This window comes from Aeromicrobium alkaliterrae (assembly GCF_039529015.1).
Classification (GTDB): Bacteria; Actinomycetota; Actinomycetes; order Propionibacteriales; family Nocardioidaceae; genus Aeromicrobium; species Aeromicrobium alkaliterrae.
In genome coordinates this window covers 94760-113867 of sequence record NZ_BAAAME010000001.1, presented here as the reverse complement: position 1 = coordinate 113867, position 19108 = coordinate 94760, and the positions used below count along the sequence as shown (strand labels likewise).

The 19108-nt window shown below is 71.5% G+C and carries 19 protein-coding genes and 1 pseudogene; 4 read left to right on the top strand and 16 right to left on the bottom strand.

What is annotated here, in order from left to right; genetic code table 11:
- The first annotated feature begins 16 nt into the window (after nucleotides 1-16).
- Nucleotides 17-511 carry a hypothetical protein gene (locus ABD127_RS00595; RefSeq protein WP_344196607.1) on the top strand — a complete coding sequence of 165 codons (495 nt, stop codon included), beginning with the start codon at nucleotides 17-19 and terminating at the stop codon, nucleotides 509-511.
- Between the two features lie 69 nt (nucleotides 512-580).
- On the opposite strand, the gene ABD127_RS00590 is transcribed toward ABD127_RS00595, so the two are convergent.
- From ABD127_RS00590 to ABD127_RS00565, 6 genes are all read right to left on the bottom strand, one after another.
- Complete coding sequence (locus ABD127_RS00590; protein WP_344196604.1) at nucleotides 581-1186, bottom strand: PepSY domain-containing protein; 606 nt, start codon at nucleotides 1184-1186, stop codon at nucleotides 581-583.
- 141 nt (nucleotides 1187-1327) lie between these two features.
- On the bottom strand, nucleotides 1328-2062 hold the full coding sequence (locus ABD127_RS00585) for a PepSY domain-containing protein (protein ID WP_344196601.1): 735 nt from the start codon (nucleotides 2060-2062) through the stop codon (nucleotides 1328-1330).
- Between the two features lie 56 nt (nucleotides 2063-2118).
- Nucleotides 2119-3435, bottom strand: a complete 1317-nt coding sequence (locus ABD127_RS00580; RefSeq protein WP_344196599.1) for a sensor histidine kinase — start codon at nucleotides 3433-3435, stop codon at nucleotides 2119-2121.
- Between the two features lie 7 nt (nucleotides 3436-3442).
- Nucleotides 3443-4117 (bottom strand): response regulator transcription factor, encoded by a 675-nt coding sequence (locus ABD127_RS00575; protein ID WP_344196597.1) that lies wholly within the window; start codon nucleotides 4115-4117, stop codon nucleotides 3443-3445.
- Nucleotides 4118-4306: 189 nt separating this feature from the next.
- A complete protein-coding gene (locus tag ABD127_RS00570; protein ID WP_344196594.1) occupies nucleotides 4307-4429 on the bottom strand; it encodes a hypothetical protein in 123 nt (40 codons plus the stop codon).
- A 33-nt stretch (nucleotides 4430-4462) separates the two neighbouring features.
- A complete protein-coding gene (locus tag ABD127_RS00565) occupies nucleotides 4463-5665 on the bottom strand; it encodes an NAD(P)/FAD-dependent oxidoreductase (RefSeq protein ID WP_344196592.1) in 1203 nt (400 codons plus the stop codon).
- Nucleotides 5666-5762: 97 nt separating this feature from the next.
- Between ABD127_RS00565 and ABD127_RS00560 the strand changes: the two genes are divergently transcribed.
- Nucleotides 5763-6452 carry a GAF and ANTAR domain-containing protein gene (locus ABD127_RS00560; protein ID WP_344196589.1) on the top strand — a complete coding sequence of 230 codons (690 nt, stop codon included), beginning with the start codon at nucleotides 5763-5765 and terminating at the stop codon, nucleotides 6450-6452.
- A 200-nt stretch (nucleotides 6453-6652) separates the two neighbouring features.
- Here ABD127_RS00560 and ABD127_RS00555 read toward each other — a convergent pair whose 3' ends face one another.
- Nucleotides 6653-8764: a DEAD/DEAH box helicase gene (locus ABD127_RS00555; protein WP_344196586.1), complete on the bottom strand. Its 2112-nt coding sequence runs from the start codon at nucleotides 8762-8764 to the stop codon at nucleotides 6653-6655.
- A gap of 309 nt (nucleotides 8765-9073) precedes the next feature.
- Between ABD127_RS00555 and ABD127_RS00550 the strand changes: the two genes are divergently transcribed.
- On the top strand, nucleotides 9074-9664 hold the full coding sequence (locus tag ABD127_RS00550) for a hypothetical protein (protein WP_344196741.1): 591 nt from the start codon (nucleotides 9074-9076) through the stop codon (nucleotides 9662-9664).
- Between the two features lie 129 nt (nucleotides 9665-9793).
- Here ABD127_RS00550 and ABD127_RS00545 read toward each other — a convergent pair.
- Nucleotides 9794-10333: pseudogene (locus ABD127_RS00545) on the bottom strand (dihydrofolate reductase family protein); the annotation flags it as partial.
- A 76-nt stretch (nucleotides 10334-10409) separates the two neighbouring features.
- Here ABD127_RS00545 and ABD127_RS00540 point away from each other — a divergent pair.
- On the top strand, nucleotides 10410-10976 hold the full coding sequence (locus tag ABD127_RS00540) for a TetR/AcrR family transcriptional regulator (RefSeq protein ID WP_344196584.1): 567 nt from the start codon (nucleotides 10410-10412) through the stop codon (nucleotides 10974-10976).
- Between the two features lie 169 nt (nucleotides 10977-11145).
- On the opposite strand, the gene ABD127_RS00535 is transcribed toward ABD127_RS00540, so the two are convergent.
- The 8 genes from ABD127_RS00535 to ABD127_RS00500 are packed head-to-tail and all read right to left on the bottom strand — an operon-like array spanning nucleotide 11146 to nucleotide 18980.
- Nucleotides 11146-12372 carry an NAD(P)/FAD-dependent oxidoreductase gene (locus tag ABD127_RS00535; protein ID WP_344196581.1) on the bottom strand — a complete coding sequence of 409 codons (1227 nt, stop codon included), beginning with the start codon at nucleotides 12370-12372 and terminating at the stop codon, nucleotides 11146-11148.
- Nucleotides 12369-12560, bottom strand: coding sequence for a ferredoxin (locus ABD127_RS00530; RefSeq protein ID WP_344196578.1), 192 nt, complete (start codon nucleotides 12558-12560; stop codon nucleotides 12369-12371). The genes ABD127_RS00535 and ABD127_RS00530 overlap by 4 nt, the downstream gene beginning before the upstream one ends.
- Nucleotides 12557-13549, bottom strand: coding sequence for an NADPH:quinone oxidoreductase family protein (locus tag ABD127_RS00525; protein ID WP_344196575.1), 993 nt, complete (start codon nucleotides 13547-13549; stop codon nucleotides 12557-12559). The genes ABD127_RS00530 and ABD127_RS00525 overlap by 4 nt, the downstream gene beginning before the upstream one ends.
- The gene (locus tag ABD127_RS00520) at nucleotides 13549-14964 is read right to left on the bottom strand and encodes an aldehyde dehydrogenase family protein (protein ID WP_344196573.1); all 1416 of its coding nucleotides are present in this window, start codon (nucleotides 14962-14964) and stop codon (nucleotides 13549-13551) included. The genes ABD127_RS00525 and ABD127_RS00520 overlap by 1 nt, the downstream gene beginning before the upstream one ends.
- 9 nt (nucleotides 14965-14973) lie before the next feature.
- On the bottom strand, nucleotides 14974-15765 hold the full coding sequence (locus ABD127_RS00515) for a coniferyl-alcohol dehydrogenase (RefSeq protein WP_344196570.1): 792 nt from the start codon (nucleotides 15763-15765) through the stop codon (nucleotides 14974-14976).
- Between the two features lie 11 nt (nucleotides 15766-15776).
- Nucleotides 15777-17030, bottom strand: a complete 1254-nt coding sequence (locus ABD127_RS00510) for a cytochrome P450 (RefSeq protein WP_344196567.1) — start codon at nucleotides 17028-17030, stop codon at nucleotides 15777-15779.
- On the bottom strand, nucleotides 17027-18568 hold the full coding sequence (locus tag ABD127_RS00505) for an acyl-CoA synthetase (RefSeq protein ID WP_344196564.1): 1542 nt from the start codon (nucleotides 18566-18568) through the stop codon (nucleotides 17027-17029). The genes ABD127_RS00510 and ABD127_RS00505 overlap by 4 nt, the downstream gene beginning before the upstream one ends.
- Nucleotides 18569-18575: 7 nt before the next feature.
- Nucleotides 18576-18980: an SCP2 sterol-binding domain-containing protein gene (locus ABD127_RS00500; RefSeq protein WP_344196561.1), complete on the bottom strand. Its 405-nt coding sequence runs from the start codon at nucleotides 18978-18980 to the stop codon at nucleotides 18576-18578.
- Nucleotides 18981-19108 lie beyond the last annotated feature (128 nt).

The following is a 19108-nucleotide window of genomic DNA, read 5'->3' as shown; positions in this document are numbered from 1 at the left end:
CCACGAGGAGGAACCCATGCCGCTGCGCCGCAAGAAGAAGACCGTGCGCGACCAGATCGAGAGCACGTACGAGGACCTGCGCGCGCTCGCCGCCGAGAAGGGCCCGATCCTGCGTGACCAGGTCGTCGACCAGGTCAGCACCAAGGCCCCGATCGTTCGCGACCAGGTCGTCTCCAAGCTCCACGACGGTGCCGACGAGCTCCGCACCCGCCTGCCTGAGCTGCACGCCAGCCTCTACGAGCGACTGCCGGACGACGTCACCGACCGTCTGCCCGAGGGCGCCAAGCCCAAGAAGAAGAAGTCGAAGCTCAAGAAGGTCGCGATCGTCGGCCTGATCGCCGCTGCCGGTGGCTTCGCCTACTCCAAGCTCAAGGGCGGCGGATCGCCGGCGCCGACCTACACCCCGCCGCCGGCCGGACCCAAGGTCGACGTCACCAAGCCCGGCCCCACGCCGGTGCCGGACGCTGTCGACGAGCTCGCCGACGGCGCCGCGCCCGACGCGGTCAAGTAAGCACCTGAGCACGACGAAGGGCCGCACCCGATGGGTGCGGCCCTTCGTCGTGTCCGTGTCGTGTCGGTGTCAGTCGTCGGTCTCGGACCCGACGACCTGGAACGACTCGTCCAGCTCGAGCTCGATCGCGGGACCGGTCGCGGGCCGCACCTCGACGGTGTAGCGGTTGTCGTCGGAGCCGATCTGCACGACCTCGCCGTCGACCGTGGCGGTCGCGGTCTCGACGATCGCGGTGAGCGAGTCGGCCGTCAGGCCCAGGCCGTCGCTGTCACCGTCGCCGTCCTGCTCGGCGATGCGCGCACCGGACGCGTCGACGAAGACGTCGTACTCGCGGCCGTCGCCCTCGATCTCGACGCGCCAGGCCCCGTCCGCCTGCTGCTCGATCCCGACGACCTCGCCGTCCGCGACGGTCAGCGCCTCGTCGGCGGCGGCGATCATGGCGTCGACGTCGGTGTCGCCCGTGCTGCTCGACGATCCGCTGTTGCTCGAGGCCGACTGGAAGGCGACCGGGTCGTCGTCACCGGTCAGGGCGAGCGTCAGCACGGTGCCCGCGCCGACGGCCAGGACGACCGCCGTGGCGACACCCGCGATGACCAGGCCCTTGCGGCGGCGGGGTGCCGTGGCCGTCTCGGTGGAGGGGTTCGGGGACGTGGGGTTCGGGGTCTCGTTGTTCATGTCTCTACCCTCGCGTCCGGGTGCTGAAGCCACCCTGAAGCAACCTGAAGGTGCCTTCAGGTACAGCCGGGTGAGCGCACGACGAAGGGCCGCACCCGTGGCGGGTGCGGCCCTTCGTCGTGCGCTCGCGGGGTGCGGTGCTCAGTCGTCGAAGCCGTCGTCGTCATCGTCGTCGCGGTCGCTGCCGACGACCTGGAAGCTCGTGTCCAGGTCCAGCCCGACCGTCGAGCCCGAGCTCGTGCGGATCTCGACCTTGTAGCGGTTGTCGTCGGACTCGACCTGCACGACGCGGCCCGCGGTGTTCGCGTTCGCGGCCTCGACGATCGCGGACACGGAGTCGGCCGTCAGCGGGAGGTCGTCGCCGTCGTCGTCATCGTCCTCCTCGACCACGCGGGCGCCCGAGCCGTCGACCACGACCTCGTACTCGCGTCCGCCACCCTGCACCTCGACCTTCCAGGTGCCGGGCGAGCGCTCCTCGATCTTGACGACGTCGCCCTGCGCGACCGTGACGGCCTGGCTCGCGGCGGCGAGCATCCCGTCGAGGTCCGTCTCGTCGTTCGCGGCGGTCGGGCCGCCGCCGTCCGGACCGTCGAAGCCGTTGCCTCCGCCGTTGGTCTGACCGTTGCTCGAGGTGTTGAATCCGGTGACGTCGTCATCGTCGTCGTCCGACAGCGCCAGGGCGAAGGCTGCGCCGACGCCGGCCGAGAGGATCACGGCGGCGGCGACGCCTGCGACGACCAGACCCGTGCGGCGGCGCGGGGCCGGGGCGGGCGGCGCGGCGGGCGCGGGGGCCGGAGTCAGCTGCTCGGGCTCCTGCGAGGCGGGGGTCGAGTCGGTGGGCTCGGGGGTCGTAGGGTTCGTGTCGTCGTTGCTCATGACTCCACTCTGGCTGCCGGACGCTGAAGGCATCCTGAAGCGACCTGAAGCCCCGTTCAGGCGTCGGTCCAGGCGGGCAGGCGCACCGTGAACCGCGCACCGCCTCCGGGCGCCTCGTCGACCACGACGGTGCCGTCGGCCTCCTCGACGACCGCAGCGACGATCGCCAGACCGAGCCCGGAGCCGCCCTCGTCGCGGGCCCGCCCGTCGTCGAGACGAACGAAGCGGTCGAAGATGCGCTCGCGCTGGGCCTCCGGCACGCCCGGCCCGTCGTCAGCCACCACGAGGTAGGCGCCGTCGGCGTCGCTGCCCGTCGCGATCCGCACCCGCGAGGTCGTGTGCCGCATCGCGTTGGCCAGCAGGTTGCGCACGACCATCGCGAGGCGTCGCTCCTGGCCGGCGATCTTCGTGGGGCGCACCGAGGACGCGTCGATCGCGACCTCGGTCGAGCGGAACGCGGCGAGCTCGGTCAGCACCAGGTCGTCGAGGTCGATCTCCTCGCGCGGGGCTGCGGCGTCCTCGGCCACCGTGGCCAGCACGAGGAGGTCGTCGACGAGGACCTGCAGGCGGCGGCTCGCGGTGTCGACGACCTCGGCCAGCTCGCCCGGCGGCAGGTCGTCGGGGTGCGCGCGGGCGAGCTCGGCGTACTGCCGCAGCGTCGCCAACGGCGAACGCAGCTCGTGCGACGCGTCGGCGACGAAGCGGCGCTGGGCCTCCGAGCCCGCCTCCAACCGGTCGAGCAGGGCGTTCATCGTGCCCGCCAGGTCGGCGACCTCGTCGCGCGTCGGCGGGACCTCGATGCGGCGGTGCAGGTCGCCCGCGCCGATCGCCTCGACCTCGCGGCGGATGTCGGCGACGGGCCGCAGGGCACGGGACGTCGCGACCCAGGCGAGGATCGCGACGAGCACCAGCAGGGTCGGCGCGACGCCGACGAGAACCGTCTGCGCGGTCCGCCGCGTCTCGGTGTCGTCGCCGTACGCCCGCGCCACGCGGACGTGCAGGTCGGTGCTCGGGACACGCTGGTCGACGACGTAGTACCGCGTGCCGTCGATCGTGGCGGGACCCGTGACGTTGGGCACCGTCAGGTTGGCGGCGCCGCTGCTGGCCGCGGCGACCCGGTCGGAGGCGTCGAGGACCTGGACGAGCGACTCGCCGTCGTACTGGGTCACCACCGCGATCCCGTCGATCGCGACCCGGTCGACCAGCACCTCGGCCGTCGTCTGGGCGAGCTCGCGCGTCTGCCCCTCGGCGCTCCACCGCATGACCCAGGTGAAGCCCACGATCACGACACCGAGGACGACGGCGATCGCCAGGGACGACGCGATCGCCGATCGCGCCCGCACCGACAGGCCCTTCACGAGCGGGAGCGCCATCGCCGCCTCAGCCCTGGACGTTCCACAGGTAGCCCGCACCGCGCACGGTCTGCAGGCTCGCGCGGTCGAAGGGGCGGTCGAGCTTGCGGCGCACGTGGCCGACGTACACCTCGACGATGTTGGGGTCGCCGTCGAAGGCCTCGTCCCACACGCCCGCGAGCACGTCGAGCTTGGAGACCACCTGGCCCGCGCGGCGCAGCAGGAACTCGGCCACCGCGAACTCCCGCGTGGTCAGCGAGACGAGGGTGCCCGCGCGGGTGATCGTGCGCGCCGCCGGGTCGAGGACGACGTCGCCGATCTCGAGCACCGCCGGGCGCTCCGGGGCGCCGCGGCGGGCGAGCGCCCGCAGACGGGCGACGAGCACCGTGAAGGAGAACGGCTTGGTGAGGTAGTCGTCGGCGCCGCCGTCGAGCGCCTGCACCTGGTCGGCGTCGGTGTCACGCGCGGTGAGCATGAGGACCGGGGTCCAGTTGCCCTCCTCGCGGAGCTTCTTCACGACGGTCCAGCCGGAGTGACCGGGCATCATGACGTCGAGCACGATGACGTCGTACGGGTGCTCGGTCGCGTACCAGAGGCCGTCGATCCCGTCGTGCGCGACGTCGACGGCGCAGCCCTCGGCCTCCAGACCACGTCGGATGCCGTCGGCCAGCTGGACCTCGTCGTCGACCACCAGTACGCGCACCGCCTCAGTATCGAGGACGACGCCTGAACCCGCGCTGAAGACGGGCCGCGACCGACCGAGGTGTGGGGGCGGTGCCCCTTTCGAGGCTCGTTCCTCGCACCTTAGGGGGCGGGTGCCTCGACGCCCCTTGAGGTGCGACGAGGAACGAGGAGCCTCGAAAGGGGTACCGCAACTACCGGGATGGCTGGGTCAGGCGGCGTGGCCCGCGCAGCGCTGGTCGTCCGGGACGCCCGCGAGCGCCTCCTCGACGTGCTCGCCGCAGCCGACCCAGGTGGCCTTGCCGCAGTCGGAACAGGTGACCTTCTGACACATGGCGTGCCCCTCTCGATGCCGTGGGTCCCCAGTCTACGAAGCCGTCACCGTGGCGAGGCCCTCGGTGACCCGCGGCCGGTAAGCACCGAGCAGTCGCGGGATGCCGAACGTCACGACGCCCACCAGCGCGTCACCGCGGTGGTACGCCCACACGCTCTCGGGGTCGACGCCGTCCTCCTCGAGCCAGCCGGCACGATCGGCGAGCTCGGGGCGGCCGAAGACCTGCACCTTGACGTCGTACTGGTCCGACCAGAAGTAGGGCGGGTTGCGCTTGGTGGTCTCGTCGACCGTGCCAGCGATGGTGCGCGCCACGAACGAGGCCTGCTCGCCCGCGACCTGCCAGTGCTCGCGGCGCACCGGGCGGTCGAGGACGGGGTCGTGCCAGGCGGCGATGTCGCCCACGGCGAACACGCCGTCGAGCCCGGCGACCCGGCCCGACGCGTCGCACACGACCCCGTTCGACAGGTCGAGGCCAGCGCCGTCGAACACCGTGAGGTTGAGCGAGGCACCGAACCCGGCGACGACGACGTCGGCGGTCAGCTCGCGCCCGTCGGTCAGCACCGCGACCGTCGCGCCGTCGCGATCCTCCAGCCGGTCGACACCGACGCCGGTCACGAGCTCCACCCCGTGCTCGCGGTGCACCCGCTCGACCCGCTCGCCGCACGCGTCACCCAGGGCAGCGCCGAGGAGCTGCGGCTGGAGCTCCACGATCGTGACCTCGAGACCCGCGGTCCGCGCGGTCGCGGCGACCTCCGCGCCGATGAACCCGCCGCCCAGCACGAGCAGCGACCCGGCGTCGGCGATCGCGGCGCGCAGCGCCTGGGAGTCCTCGCGCGTGCGCAGCGTGTGCACGTCGTGTCCCTCGAGCATCGCCGGGCGACGGGCCGTCGACCCGGTCGCGACGATGATCGCGTCCGCCTCGATCGTCTCCCCGTCGGCCAGGGTCACGACGCCGGACCGCACGGAGGCGACGCGGGCCTCCCGCACCGTCACGTCGATCGACCCGGGCTCCTCGCCGCGGTAGAGGCTGATGCGGGCGTCGTCGAACTCGCCCGCGAGGTACTGCTTCGACAGGGGCGGGCGGTCGTACGGGGCCTCGTCGCCGACGACCGTCACCGAGCCGGCAAAACCGGCGTTGCGCAGGTCGCGCGCCGCGCGCCATCCGGCGACCCCGGCACCCACGACGACGACCGATCCGGTCTGGTTGGACGGGACCTGGGCCTGATCTGCGTTCACGCCGTCATCCAATCACGCGTCCGCCCCGCGAGGTCGGGTCATCCGATGGACCAGCAGGCCGTATTCTCACCCCACGACACACCTGAGGAGGTGGCACGTGCCGGACTCGTCCTTCTTCGCCGAGATGGCCCTCGAGCTTCATGCCGAAGCGACGATGGCCGACACCTTGGCGCGCATCGTCGAGTTCGCGCAGCAGGCGCTGGCGTGTGACCAGGCCGGCATCCTCCTCGTGCACAGCCGGTCACGGCTCGAGACGATGCTCGCCACGAACGACGCGGTGGAGCGCTCGCACGACCTGCAGCGCAAGCTCGACGAGGGCCCGTGCCTCGACGCGATCGAGGGCGACCCGGTGTACGTCTCCGGCGACGTGGAGGCCGACGGTCGGTGGCCCCGGTGGGGTGCCGAGGTCGCGCCGCTCGGCCTGCGCAGCGTCATCAGCGTCCGCCTCGCGAGCCAGAACCGCCGCTACGGATCGCTCAACCTGTACTCCCACCGCACCCACGCGTGGGAGGACGGCGACGTCGACGTCGCGCGCGTCTTCGCCCGGCACGCCTCCGTCGCGGTGGCGACCTCTCACCAGGAGGACGGGCTCAAGGTCGCCGCCGACACGCGCAACCTGATCGGCCAGGCGCAGGGCATCCTCATGGAGCGCTTCGACATCGACGCCGACCGCGCGTTCGCGGTGCTGAGCCGCGTGTCGCAGCAGCGCAACATCAAGCTCCGGTCGCTCGCCGAGGACCTCGTCGCGAACCGCGCCGACGCCGAGCTCTTCAAGCTCCCCGGCTGAGGGTCCAGCTGGGTGGCGGCACCCCTTTCGAGGCTCCTCGTTCCTCGTCGCACCTCAAGGGGCGGAGACGTGACCGTCCCCTGTCCCCCTACGACTTCGTCGTGGGAGGTGCCCCCAGTGCGACGAAGGAGCCGGGTCCTCAGGTGCCGCGAGGAACGAGCGGCCTCGAAGGGCGAAGGGGGCACGTCAACCACCGGTGCTCAGGCGGTGCGGTCCTGAAGCGCTGTGCGCAGCAAAGCCGTGAGCGTCTCGAGCTGCAGGTCGGCCGACGTGGTCTCCTCGTCCAGGCCGTCGAGCGCGCGGGCGGCGAGGCCGGCCTTGCGGTCGATGATCCCGACGATGCTCGTGTCGATCGTCTGCGCGGCGATGATGCGCCACGCGGTGACCGGCTCGTCCTGACCGATGCGGTGCACCCGGTCGATGGCCTGCGTCTGCTCGGCGTGGGTCCACGAGAGCTCGGCCAGCACGAGGTTCGAGGCGACCTGAAGGTTCAGGCCGACGCCGGCGGCGGTGAGCGAACAGACGATCACCTTGACGTCGGGGTCGTTGACGAAGGCGTCGATGCTCTCCTGGCGGGCCGTCGACGACTGGTTGCCGCGGACGGTCGAGTAGCGCAGGCCGCGCTGCTCGAACACCTCCTGCGCCGTGTCCATGACGTCGATGTGCTTGGCGAAGAACACGACCTTGCCGGCCTGGCGAGCGAGCTGCACGGCGTAGTCGGCGGCGAGCGCCGACTTGGCCTGGCCGATGCGGCGCATCATCGTGAAGACGTTCTCGGCGTCGTCGGCCGGCGTCTCGTCGCGCACCAGGATCGCGACGTGCTCGACGAGCTGCTCGTCGATGCCCTCGGGCTTCTCCGAGCGCGCCGCGACCGCGTGGTCGTAGCGCGACACCAGCCGACGGATGAGCTCGCGCTGCGTGTCGCGGATCGAGCGGGCGGCCTCGCCCTCGAGCTCGACCGGGATGTCGGCGATGCGGCGGTCGGGGATGTCGGCGGCGACGTCGATCTTGCGGCGACGCACGATGCCGAGGTCGATCACGCGGCTGCGTGCGGCGGGGTAGAAGCCGGGGTCGAGCGGGGTCAGGCCCGTCTCCTCGAGCGAGGCCATGAGCTGGGCGCGCGGCTGCTTCTCGTCGATCCAGCCGAGGAACTCCCAGATCGCGCGGAAGTCCTCGATGTCGTTGATCAGCGGCGTGCCGGTCAGCGCGAGCATCAGGGGGCGGGCGACACGCTGGCGCAGGCGGTCGGCGATCTGCAGCACGTGCTGCGAGCGCTGCGACGACTTGTTCTTGATGAAGTGCGCCTCGTCGAGCACCATGCTGCGGAAGCCGAGGTCGCCCAGCCAGCCCACGTGACGGTCGAGCACCTCGTAGTTGACGATCACGATGTCGGCGAAGCCGTCGATGTCCTGGCCGTCGCCGTGGATCACGGTGGCCTTGCGGTGCGGGGTCCAGATCTCGGCCTCGCGCGCCCAGTTCGCCTTCACGACGTTCGGCACGACCGCGAGCATCGGGAACGCGTCGGCGGCGTGCGCGGCCAGCAGCGACTGCGCGGTCTTGCCCAGGCCCGGCTCGTCGGCAAGCAGGAAGGTGCGGTGGCCCTGGCGGGCGGCCTCGACGACCTCCGCCTGGTGGTGCATCAGCGGGATGCCGCCGGGGGTCATGGTGGAGGCGGGCTCGGGCAGCTCCATGCAGGCCGACGAGCCGACGCTGGCCCGCTCGAACGCCGACAGGAGGGGGCCGATGAGCTCCCACGTCGACAGGCGCTGCGTCTGGGGCTGCGGCGCGGGCGGCGCGGAGAAGTCCGGTGCCATGAAGGGGTTGGCGAGCTGACGGGCGACGACCGACTGCGGCAGGACGCGACGCTCCGTGCGGGCGGCGACCTCGTCGACGACGGGCTCGGGCTCCGGCGCGACCTCGAGGCCCGCGGCCTGGGTCATCTCGCGCATCAGCATCTTGACCTCGTCGGACGGCACGGCGTCGTCGGCGAGCAGGTCGAACAGCTGCGGCTCACGGGCGGCCGTCTTGGCGAGGATCGTGGCCACGCCGTCGAGGCGCTTGAGCAGCTCGGCGCGCTGGCCCTCGCTGACCTCGGTGTCGCCCTTGACGCGCTGGCGCTCGACGCGCACGAGCAGCGCGATCGCCTGGTAGCGCGACCGGATCGACGTGCCGCGCCCACGCTGGACGGCGGCCTCGACCTCACGGACGCCGCGCGCGAGCACGGGCAGAATGCCTTGGTTGTCGATCTCGCGTCGACGCTGGCCACCGGAGGTGCGTGCACCCCCGGAGCGACCCTGACCTCGATTGGCCACGGACTCCTCCTCGGAGGATGCGATGAGCACCGTGCTCGTCGCATCGTGAACGGAACGTGCGTCACGGTGCTGGTACGCCAGGGGCTGACGTACGCCACGGAGGCGATCGGGGCCGAGAGCCGGCTGCGATCACGTCGTGAGCGCCATGACTGATGCTGGACCCCCGACGGGCCGAGCACCGCAGACGAGTGTACGTCAGACGGGCCCGTGTGCACGATTCCCGGGCAGGATCTCACCAGCGGACTACGCTGACCCGGGGTTCCGACGTCCGTCGCGGGCCCTGACGATCCCCGTCCCGGGAGGTTTGCGATGCGCGTTCGGCGCCCCCTCGCCGCAGCCCTGCTGCTGGCCCTCACGCTCGTCGCGTCGTGCGGCCTGCTGCCCGAGGAGAACTCCGCGTCCGGCGGGTCCGACGACTCCGCCGACGCGGGCCCGGCACTCGATCCGGTGCCGGCGTGCAACTCGATCGACATCGGCCCGGTCTTCGACGCCTTCGGCGGCCAGGACCCGGCGCAGCCGCCCAGCGCGGCCTCGATCGGCTCGACCCGCGGCTGCGCGTGGGAGCCCGTCGCGGACGACGTGGGTCTGCGCGCCAAGGTCACGGTCGTCGAGAACACCGACCTGTCCGAGGCGGGCGTGCTGGCCTACGCGCAGGCCGAGTGGGCCGACGTGACGGGCGGGGAGCCGTTCCCCGCCGACCAGTTCCGCCCGGGCGAGCACGGCTGGTCGTACGGCATGACCAGCACCGTCCCGATCATCCAGATCCTCACGTCGAGCTGGCTCACCCTGCTGACCCCGGACGGTGCGCTGCGCTGCCACTTCTGGGGCTTCGACGACCCGAACGTCGCGTTCGCCGCGTGCGACCAGATCCGCGCCGCCGTCGAGAACAAGGCCGCGTAGCCCCCGAGGCTCCTCGGTCCTCGGGGGGCGGCAACCTTCCCGCCCCTTGAGGTGCGACGAGGAACGAGGAGCCTCGAAACGGGAACCCCAACCACCGGCGCCCGGGACGTACTCGTTCACGACGACGCCGCTCTCGTAGGCGGTGCTGGCGGTCAGCCGCCACGGGCGCGACGCCCCGAGGTTCGCGAACAACGGCGTGCCCGACCCGAGCACGACCGGGTTGACCTTGAGCACGAGCTGGTCGATCTCGTCGACCAGTTGACCCGCCAGGTCACCGCCGCCGCACAGCCAGATGCCGGTGCCCTCGGGCTCCGCCTTGAGCCTGCGGACGACCTGCACCGGGTCCTCGGCCGTCACCGTGATCGTCGCCGGAGCCTCGTCCTGCCCGTGCGATCGAGAGAACACGTGCTGCCGAGTGTGCGGATAGGGGTCGTGCGTGTGGCTGAATCCGGCGGCGTAGGTGGTCCAGCCCATCAGCGTCGTGTCGAAGCGCTCCCCCGTGGCGGTCAGGCCGATCGCGTCGAGGCCGACCTTGGGGATCGTGTCGACGTAGTCGCGGAAGATCATCGCGATGTGGTCGCCCTCGTAGAGGTAGCCGCTGACGTCGTGGTCGGGTCCGGCGATGAATCCGTCGAGGGAGACGGCGACGTAGTAGGTCAGTTCGCGCATGAGGTGCTCCGATCACTACAGGTGTTGTGGTTGTACTAAAGTACAACACCTGTCGTGGTTCGGCTAGGGTGACGTCATGGCCCGCAACGAGTCCCGCCGCGACGAGCTGGCCGACGCCGCCATCGCGGTGCTGGCCCGCGAGGGCTCGCGAGGTCTGACGCACCGAGCGGTCGATCGCGAGGCGGACGTCCCGACCGGCACCGCCTCGAACTACTTCCGCTCGCGCGCCGAGCTGCTCGAGGGGCTCTTGCAGCGGATCGTCGAGCGGCTGACGCCGTCGCCCGAGGTGCTAGCCGAGCTGACAGCACTGCCGCCGGGGCGGGAGTCGTTCACCCGGCACCTGCGCGACATCGTGCGCCGGCTCCTGGCCGACCGCGACGTCACGCTCGCCTGGTTCGAGATGCGACTCGAGGCGGCACGGCGGCCCGAGGTCGCGACGCTGATGCAGGAGGTCCTGGTCGCCGGCTTCCGCGGCGACGTCGCGTACAACACGGCGGCGGGTCTGCCCGGCGGCGAGCGGGAGATCGCGCTGTTCCACTACGCCATCGACGGCCTGGTCCTCGACCGCCTCACGGTCTCGATCGCGCCGGATACCGACCTCGACCAGGTCGTCGCCGACCTCGTGGCGGGCCTGCTGCCGTAGGGCTTCAGGTGCGGAAGGTTTCGAGGCTCGGGCGCCAGAGCGCCTTCGCACCTCAACCACCGGTGGTTGAGGTGCGAGTGCCCGCTAGGGCGCGAGCCTCGAAACCCTGGTGACCCTTCGGGTCGAGCCGACCGAGGTTTCGAGGCTCGTCGCTGGGGCTCCTCGCACCTCACCCAGCGGTGGTGACGCTCCGGGCCTGCTGGCGCTGCTCGGCGAAGGCGAGGGCGTCGTCCCAGGCGGCGCCCTTGAGGATCTTGCCGCGGTACTTCATGACCTCGGTCTGCCCGTTGACCGTCAGGGCGCCGACGAGACGATCACCGGCGCGGTAGAGCGCGACCCACCGCTCGCCGGCCTCCGGGTCACCGTCGACCAGCACGACCTCGTCGGCCTGCGGGGTCCCGACGAACTGGATGCGCACGTCGTACCAGTCGGACCAGAAGTACGGCACGGTCCGGTAGGCCGTCGGGTTCGTCGGGTCGAGGGCGTTGCGCGCTGCTGTCGCCCCCTGCTCGGCCGCGCTGGTCCAGTGCTCGAGGCGCTGGCGGCGGTCGAAGACCGGGTTGATCCAGCTCGCGACGTCACCCGCGGCGTACACGCCCGGTGCCGACGAGGCGAGGGTCGCGTCGCACACCACACCGTTGTCCAGCTCGACGCCGGAGCCCTCGAGCCACTCGGTGTTGGGGATCGCGCCGATGCCTGCCACGACCAGGTCGGCGGGCAGCACCGTTCCGTCGGCGAGCTCGACGGCCTCGACCCTGCCGGACCCGTGCAGCGCCGCGACGCCGTTGCCGCACAGCAGGCGGGTGCCGTGCTTCTCGTGCAGCCCGGCGATCCAGTGGCCCGGCGCCTCGCCGCACGCACGCACCAGCGGGGTCTCCAGCGCCTCGACCACCGTGACGTCGAGGCCGCGCTTGCGGGCCCCGGAGGCGACCTCGGACCCGATGAACCCCGCTCCCACGACGACGACCTTGACCCCGCGGTCGAGCTCGCGGCGCACGGCGACGGCGTCGTCGAGCGTGCGCAGCGCGTGGACGCCGGCCAGGTCGCCGCCCTGCGGCAGCGTGCGGGCCCGCGCGCCGGTCGCCACGACGAGCGCGTCGTACGGCACCCGGTCGTCTCCGACCAGCACCTCGCGCGCTTCCGTGTCGAGCCCCGTCGCGCCGCGCCCGAGCACGAGCTCGACGCCGAGCTCGCCCGTCAGGTGCGACTCCTCGCGGAACGTCGTGGACTCCGGCTCCCCCTCGTCGAGGTAGGCCTTCGACAGCGGCGGCCGGTCGTACGGCACGTGCGCCTCGTCGCCGACGAGGGTGATCGGTCCTTCGTGGCCGGCCTTGCGGGCGGCCTCGACGGCCCGCAGCCCCGCGAGCGACGCACCGACGACGACGAGTCGGGTCACGGCTCGATCCAGAGAGCCTCGGTCGGGCAGCTCGTGACCGACTCCTCCAGGTCGCTGACGTCCTCGAGCGCGATCTCCTCGCGCAGCACGCGGAGCTCGCCGTCGTCGCCGACCTCGAAGTAGTCGGGCGCGACCGACTCGCAGATGCCGAGTCCGGTGCACTTGTTCATGTCGACGCAGATCTTCATGGGGTCCTCCCGGGGGTCGTGGCGTCGGGGGCGACGCGGATGACGGCCTTGCCGATCACGTCGCCGGTGTCGAGGGCCGCGACGGTCGCGACGCCCTCGTCGAGCGAGCCGACCCGGCCGACGTGCGGTCGCAGCCCGGCCGCGACCAGGCCGGTGATGCCGGCCAGCGCTCGCGGGAACGCGCCAGCGTCGTGGCGCAGGAACTCGGCGAAACCGGCGCCGACCACGGCGACGTTGCGCAGCAGCAGGCGGTTGACGGCGACCGTCGGGATGCCGCCGCCGCTGAAGCCGAGGACGACGAGCCGTCCGCCGGGGGCGAGCACCCGCACCGCGTCGTCGAACGCGGGCCCGCCGACCGGGTCGATCACCACGCCCACGGCGCCGTGATCCTCGCGCACCTGCGCCGCCCAGCCCTCGGTCAGGCGGACGACCGCGTCGGCACCGAGCTCGCGCAGCGTCTCGTCGGCACCGTCACGGTGCACGACCGCGACGACCTTCGCGCCCAGCGCGTGCGCGACCTGGACCGCGGCCGAGCCGAGGCCCCCCGCCGCACCGAGCACCAGCACCGTCTCGCCCTCGCGCAGTCCGCCCCGCTCCTCGATCGCGAACCACGCCGTCAGGAAGTTGACCGGAAGCGCAGCGGCCTCCGCGTCGTCGAGCTCCGGCGGCGCCGGGACCACCAGGCCGGCAGGAACGACGGCCTTCTCGGCCCACGCCCCTCCGCCCGGCGTCAGCGCCAGCACGCGGTCGCCGACCTGCACCCCGGCGCTCGCCGGGGCCGCCGTCACGACACCGCACAGCTCCGATCCAGGGACGAACGGCAGCGGCACGGGCGTCTGGTACTCGCCGCGCATCAGCAGGAGGTCGGGGCGTGAGAGCCCGGCCGTCAGCACGTCCAGGTGCACGAGACCGTCGCCGTCCGGATCGGGCAGCTCGCTGAGCCGGAGCGCCTCGGCGCCGCCGTGCTCGGCGAGCAGCAGGGCTCGCATCAGAAGATCTTCCGCATCAGCTTGAGCGCCTTGTCGGTGTAGGGCGGGTAGACGAAGCGCGGGTCGGGCGAGGTCGTCTTGCTCAGCACGGACTTGCGGTGGCTGAGCGCCTGGAAGCCCCACTCGCCGTGGTACGCGCCCATGCCGCTGTCGCCCACGCCACCGAACGGCAGCTGCGGCACCAGCACGTGCATCGCGATGTGGTTGAACACGACGCCGCCCGCGGGCACCTCGTCGGCCAGGCGCTTGCGGGTGTGCCGCGACGACGTGAAGGCGTAGAGCGCGAGCGGCTTGGGCCGGCTCGTCACGAACGCGATCGCCTCGTCCACGGAGTCGACCGCGAGGATCGGCAGGATCGGACCGAAGATCTCGTCGGTCATGACCGGGTCGTGCGGGCCGGGGTCGACCACGACGGTCGGCAGGATCGTGCGGTCGGCCGCGTTGCTGAGGCCGCCGTGCACGATCAGGCCCTTCGTCGAGCGCAGGTAGCCGGCGAGGCGCTCGAACTGCCGGTCGTTCACGATCGGCTGACCCTGCTCGGCGTCGGCACCCCGGAACGCCCGCAGCGCGTCCGAGACCTTGTGCACGAACTCGTCCCGCACCTCGCGGTCGACCAGCACGTAGTCCGGGGCGATGCACGTCTGACCGGAGTTGAGCAGCTTGACCCACGCGACGCGGCGCGCGGCGACGTCGAGGTCGGCGTCGGCCGCGACGTAGACGGGGCTCTTGCCGCCGAGCTCGAGCGTCACGGGCGTCAGCGTGGCGGCGGCGCCGGCCATGATCTTGCGTCCCACCTCCGTGCCGCCCGTGAAGAGGGCGTGGTCGAAACCGAGCGACAGCAGGGTCTGGGTCGTCGCGCCGTCACCCTCGACGACCGCGACGGCACTCGTGTCGAGGTATCGCGGCACGAGCTCGGCGATCAGCGCGGAGGTCGCCGGCGCGAGCTCCGACGGCTTGACGACGGCACAGTTGCCGGCCGCCAGCGCCGCGACGAGCGGCCCGAGCGCGAGGTAGAACGGGTAGTTCCACGGCCCCACGGCCAGCACGACGCCGAGCGGCTCGTACTGCACCCACGCGAGGGCCGGCTGCTGGTTCAGCGGCAGCGGGCGCGGGCGCTTGCGCATCCACCAGCGTACGCGCTTGATCGCGTAGTCGATCTCGCCCGTCGTCGACACGATGTCGCCGAGCCAGGCATCGGTCGGCGTCCGACCCAGGTCGTCGGCCAGCGCCTGCACGATGCGCGGCTCGTTCTCGTCGACGAGTCGGCGCAGCGCCTTGAGCTGCGTGACCCGCCAGCTGGCCGACCGGGTCCGGCCCGAGGCGTGCGCCTCGCGCAGGCGGTCGAGGAGGTCACCGAGGTCGGTCACGTCTCGCGTCGCGAGGGTGGGCGGGGTGCTGGAGGTCGTGTCGGTCATGGCTGCTCCTCAGATCTCGGGCGCGGGCACCAGGCCCGTGTAGACGGCTCCGAACGCGCCACCCTCGACCAGCAGCGGGTGTCCGTTGACCCAGCTCGCGTCGTCGGAGCCGAGGAACAGGGCGACCTTCGCGATCTCCTCGGGCTGGGCGTGGCGACCCAGCAGCTCCTTGAGCCCGTCAAGGTTGTCGTGGCCCATCGTCTCCTCGAAGTCGGCCAGGATCGGGGTCTCCACCGGGCCCGGCAGGACCGCGTTGATGCGGAACCCGGCCTCGGCGAACACGAGCGCCATCAGCATCGTGTAGACCGTCGCGACCTCCTTGGAGAAGTTGTAGGCGTTGCCCTCCTGCGGGTGGTCGGCGATCCACTGCACCCCCTCGGCGAACGTGTCGGTCGCGAGCAGGTCCTTGATCGTCTCGAGCCGGTCGGGCCAGCCGAAGCCGGCGGTGGAGGAGACCACGACGACCGAACCACCCGGGTTGAGCCGCTCGAGGAACGCCTCGCTGAGGTGACGCACCGCGAGCGCGTTGACCTTGAACACGACGTCGGCCGGAGCCGTGCCCGGAAGGCCCGCGACGTTGAACAGCACGTCGAAGGTGCCGTCGAGCTCGGCGACGGCGGCGTCGATGCTGTCGGGGTCGGACAGGTCGACCTTGACGTGGCCGGCGACGGCCGCGGTGGGCTCGTTGCGGTCGAGGCTGAACACCTCGGCACCCTCGGCGACCAGGGCCTCGGCCGTGGCGTGGCCGATGCCGGAGGCGGCGCCGGTGACGACGACGCGCTTGCCTGCGTAGCGGGACATGGTTCTCTCCTCTAGCGAACGGTGACGGGCATGCGCTTGACGGCGCGGACGAAGTTGCCGACGAGGTACTCCGGCTCGCCGACCTCCAGGCCGGGCGCGCGCGTGAGCAGCTCGCGGAACAGGTGGCGGATCTGCATCTTGGCCACGAAGTTGCCCATGCAGAAGTGCGGACCGCCGCCGCCGAATCCCTGGTGAGGGTTCGGGTCGCGGGACAGGTCGTAGGCGTAGGGGCGGTCGAAGACGCGCTCGTCACGGTTGCCCGAGGCGTACATCATCGCGACCCACTCGCCGGCCTTGATCTCCTGACCACCCAGCACGGTGTCCACCACGGTCGTGCGCCGGAACGTCATGACCGGCGACGCCCACCGCACGAACTCCTCCGTCGCGGTCTTGATGCGCGCGTCGTAGTCCTCCAGCAGCCACGCCTTCTGGTCGGGGTGCTGCTGGAGCGCGTGGGTGTTGAGCGAGATCGTGTTGCGGGTCGTGTCGTTGCCGGCGACCGAGATCAGCACGAAGAACGCGGCGATGTCGTCGTCGCTCAGCCGCTCGCCGTCGACCTCGGACTGGACCAGGTTGGTCATCAGGTCGTTGGCCGGCTCGCGCCGACGCAGGTCGGCGAACTCGAGCCCGATCGTCAGCAGGTTCACGAGCGAGTTGTTCAGCACCTCGCCGGGCTCGCGCCCGTTCGCGACGTCCGGGTCGTTGAACGCGACCATCTCGTCGGCGAGGTGGGCGGCCTCCTCCTGCAGCGAGCCGTCGAGGCCCATCATCTCGTAGACCGTCCACATGGGGAGGCGCTTGGAGACGAGCTCGACGAAGTCGCCCTCGCCCGCCTCCAGCAGGCCGTCGACGATGCGCACGGCCTGCGCCTGGATCTGGTCGTCGATGCGGGCGACCTGCTTGGGCGTGAACGCCGCGCTGACGAGGCGGCGCAGCTGCTGGTGACGCGGCGCGTCCATGCCGAGGAAGGAGTGCGAGGCCTCCAGGAGGTCCTGCGGCACGTCCTCGAACTGCACGCCGTCGCCGGACCGGAACCGCTCGGGGGCCTTGCTGACCTCGGCGATGTGCTCGTGACGCGTCACGACCCACAGGCCCTCGGAGTCCGACGGCATGATGCCGCCCTGCATCGGCGGCTGCCACGACACGGGGGCGTGGTCGCGCAGGTGCCGGAACGTCTCCTCGCGCTCCTCGAAGCTCCGGGCCCAGAAGTCCAGGCTCGTGACGCGGTTCTCCTGGTCGAACGTGCGGTCGTCGATCGTGGTCATGCGCTGGCCTCCTGCGCGTAGCGCTCCTCGAGCCGACGCTTGACGAGCTTTCCGGTGGGGGTGCGGGGCAGCTCGTCGACGAAGTCGACCGAGCGCGGTGCCTTGAACGCGGCGATGCGGTCGCGGACGTGGGCGATGATCGCCGCCTCAAGGTCGGGCGACGGCTCGTGGCCCTCGCGCAGCGTGACGACGGCCTTGACCTCCTGGCCCATCTCCGCGTGCGGCACGCCGATCACGGCGACGTCGTGGATCGCGGGGTGGAGGGTCAGGACGTTCTCGACCTCCTGCGGGTAGATGTTCACGCCGCCGCTGATGATCATGAAGCTCTTGCGGTCGGTCAGGAACAGGTAGCCGTCGTCGTCGAGGTAGCCCAGGTCGCCGACCGCGGTCCACAGCGGGTGGTCGGGGTGGGTCGCCTCGGCGGTCTTGGCGTCGTCCTTGTGGTACCGGAACGGCACCTGCTCACGCTCGAACCAGACCGTGCCGATCTCGCCCGCGGGCAGCTCGGCCCCGGTCTCGTCGCAGATGTGGGGGACACCGAGCTTCGACTGACCGACGGAGCCGCGCTTGGTCAGCCACTCCTGGGAACTGATCAGCGTCAGCCCGTTCGCCTCGGTCGAGGAGTAGTACTCCACGAGCTTCGGGCCCCACCAGTCGATCATCGCCTGCTTGACGTCCGGCGGGCACGGGGCGGCCGCGTGCACGGCCATGCGCAGGCTTGAGATGTCGTAGCGGGCCCGCACGTCGTCGGGCAGCTGCAGCATGCGCACGAACATCGTCGGCACCATCTGCAGCAGGGTCACGTGGTGCTGGTCGATCGCGGCGAGCGCGGCCTCGGGCTCGAAGCGCTCCATCATGACGACGGTGCCGCCGTTGGCCTGCACGACGCCGCACCACCGCAGCGGTGCCGCGTGGTAGATCGGGGCGGCCGAGAGGTAGACCGTGTCGGTGCTCATCTGGAACGCCGAGCCGAGCAGACCGTAGACGGGATCGCCGGGCTCGTCGACCTGGATCGGCAGGAGCGGCGCCTTGATGCCCTTGGGCCGGCCGGTCGTGCCGGAGGAGTAGAGCATGTCGGTACCGCGCGGCTGCTCGGCCAGGCGGTCGCCCGCTCCGGCCAGGGCCTCCTCATAGGACTCGTAGCCCGGGACCGAGCCGCCGAACGCGAGCCGGTGCGTGGCACGCGGGGTGTCGGGGACGATCGACTCGGCCACCACGCCCAGGGTCGCCGACGCGATCAGCGCCGTCGCGTCGCTGTCGTCGACGATGTAGGCGATCTCGGCCGCCGTGAGGTGGTGGTTGATCGCCGTGACGTAGAGGCCCGAGCGCAGGCCCGCCCAGTAGACGACGAGCGCCTCCGGCGAGTTGTCGACGAGCATCGCGATGACGTCGCCGCGGCGCAGGCCGCGGTCGTGCAGCACGCGCGCGAGCCGTGCGGACCGGTCGTCGAGCTGGCCGTAGGTCAGGGTCTCGCCGCTGCCGCTCATGATGACGGCGGGCTTGTCGGGCGTGGTCGCCGCGAAGGTTCCGGGATACATGCGTGACTCAGGCGACCAGGAGGTCGTCGCGGCCGTCGGCCTGGAGGCGCTCGACGTAGGTGCCGAAGAGCTGCTTGGAGAGCGGGGCGACCTTGAGCATCGCCGCGACGTTGCCGCCGACCTTGATCTTGCCCTTGGCCATCGCGAGCGGGAGGTTGACCTTGCCCTGCCAGTAGGCGTTGCCGGTGTCGGACGACATCGTCATCTCGGCGTCGGGGTCGAGCCCGCCGAGGCCCTCGGTCACGGTGCCGTTCGCCATGTCGATCACGATCACGACGTCGGGGTCCTTGAAGTCGAACTTCAGCACGATGCCGGCGGCCTTGAGCTTCTCGGCGAGCGCCGGGTCCTCGTAGGCCTTCTCGAAGATGCCGCCGATGTAGGTCACGACCTCGGTCGAGTCACGAAAGCCCATGGTGTCCTCCTGCTGATCTTGCAAATGTGGTCTGGGTCACGAAACATAACATAAGTTACGTTATGGTCGGATGCAAGTCCCGTGGGTTCACCGAGGCGAGGCCTAGACTGGCCCGGCCCTGCGACCGT

Excerpts from the sequence above, each read along its gene's own strand:
- ABD127_RS00595 (WP_344196607.1), top strand. The coding sequence starts at position 17 with ATGCCGCTGCGCCGCAAGAAGAAGACCGTGCGCGACCAGATCGAGAGC.
- ABD127_RS00500 (WP_344196561.1), bottom strand. The coding sequence starts at position 18,980 with ATGGGCTTTCGTGACTCGACCGAGGTCGTGACCTACATCGGCGGCATC.
- ABD127_RS00580 (WP_344196599.1), bottom strand. The coding sequence starts at position 3,435 with ATGGCGCTCCCGCTCGTGAAGGGCCTGTCGGTGCGGGCGCGATCGGCG.
- ABD127_RS00525 (WP_344196575.1), bottom strand. The coding sequence starts at position 13,549 with ATGCGAGCCCTGCTGCTCGCCGAGCACGGCGGCGCCGAGGCGCTCCGG.
- ABD127_RS00510 (WP_344196567.1), bottom strand. The coding sequence starts at position 17,030 with ATGACCACGATCGACGACCGCACGTTCGACCAGGAGAACCGCGTCACG.
- ABD127_RS00505 (WP_344196564.1), bottom strand. The coding sequence starts at position 18,568 with ATGTATCCCGGAACCTTCGCGGCGACCACGCCCGACAAGCCCGCCGTC.
- ABD127_RS00570 (WP_344196594.1), bottom strand. The coding sequence starts at position 4,429 with ATGTGTCAGAAGGTCACCTGTTCCGACTGCGGCAAGGCCACCTGGGTC.
- ABD127_RS00530 (WP_344196578.1), bottom strand. The coding sequence starts at position 12,560 with ATGAAGATCTGCGTCGACATGAACAAGTGCACCGGACTCGGCATCTGC.
- ABD127_RS00585 (WP_344196601.1), bottom strand. The coding sequence starts at position 2,062 with ATGAGCAACGACGACACGAACCCTACGACCCCCGAGCCCACCGACTCG.
- ABD127_RS00520 (WP_344196573.1), bottom strand. The coding sequence starts at position 14,964 with ATGACCGACACGACCTCCAGCACCCCGCCCACCCTCGCGACGCGAGAC.
- ABD127_RS00550 (WP_344196741.1), top strand. The coding sequence starts at position 9,074 with ATGCGCGTTCGGCGCCCCCTCGCCGCAGCCCTGCTGCTGGCCCTCACG.
- ABD127_RS00590 (WP_344196604.1), bottom strand. The coding sequence starts at position 1,186 with ATGAACAACGAGACCCCGAACCCCACGTCCCCGAACCCCTCCACCGAG.
- ABD127_RS00515 (WP_344196570.1), bottom strand. The coding sequence starts at position 15,765 with ATGTCCCGCTACGCAGGCAAGCGCGTCGTCGTCACCGGCGCCGCCTCC.
- ABD127_RS00540 (WP_344196584.1), top strand. The coding sequence starts at position 10,410 with ATGGCCCGCAACGAGTCCCGCCGCGACGAGCTGGCCGACGCCGCCATC.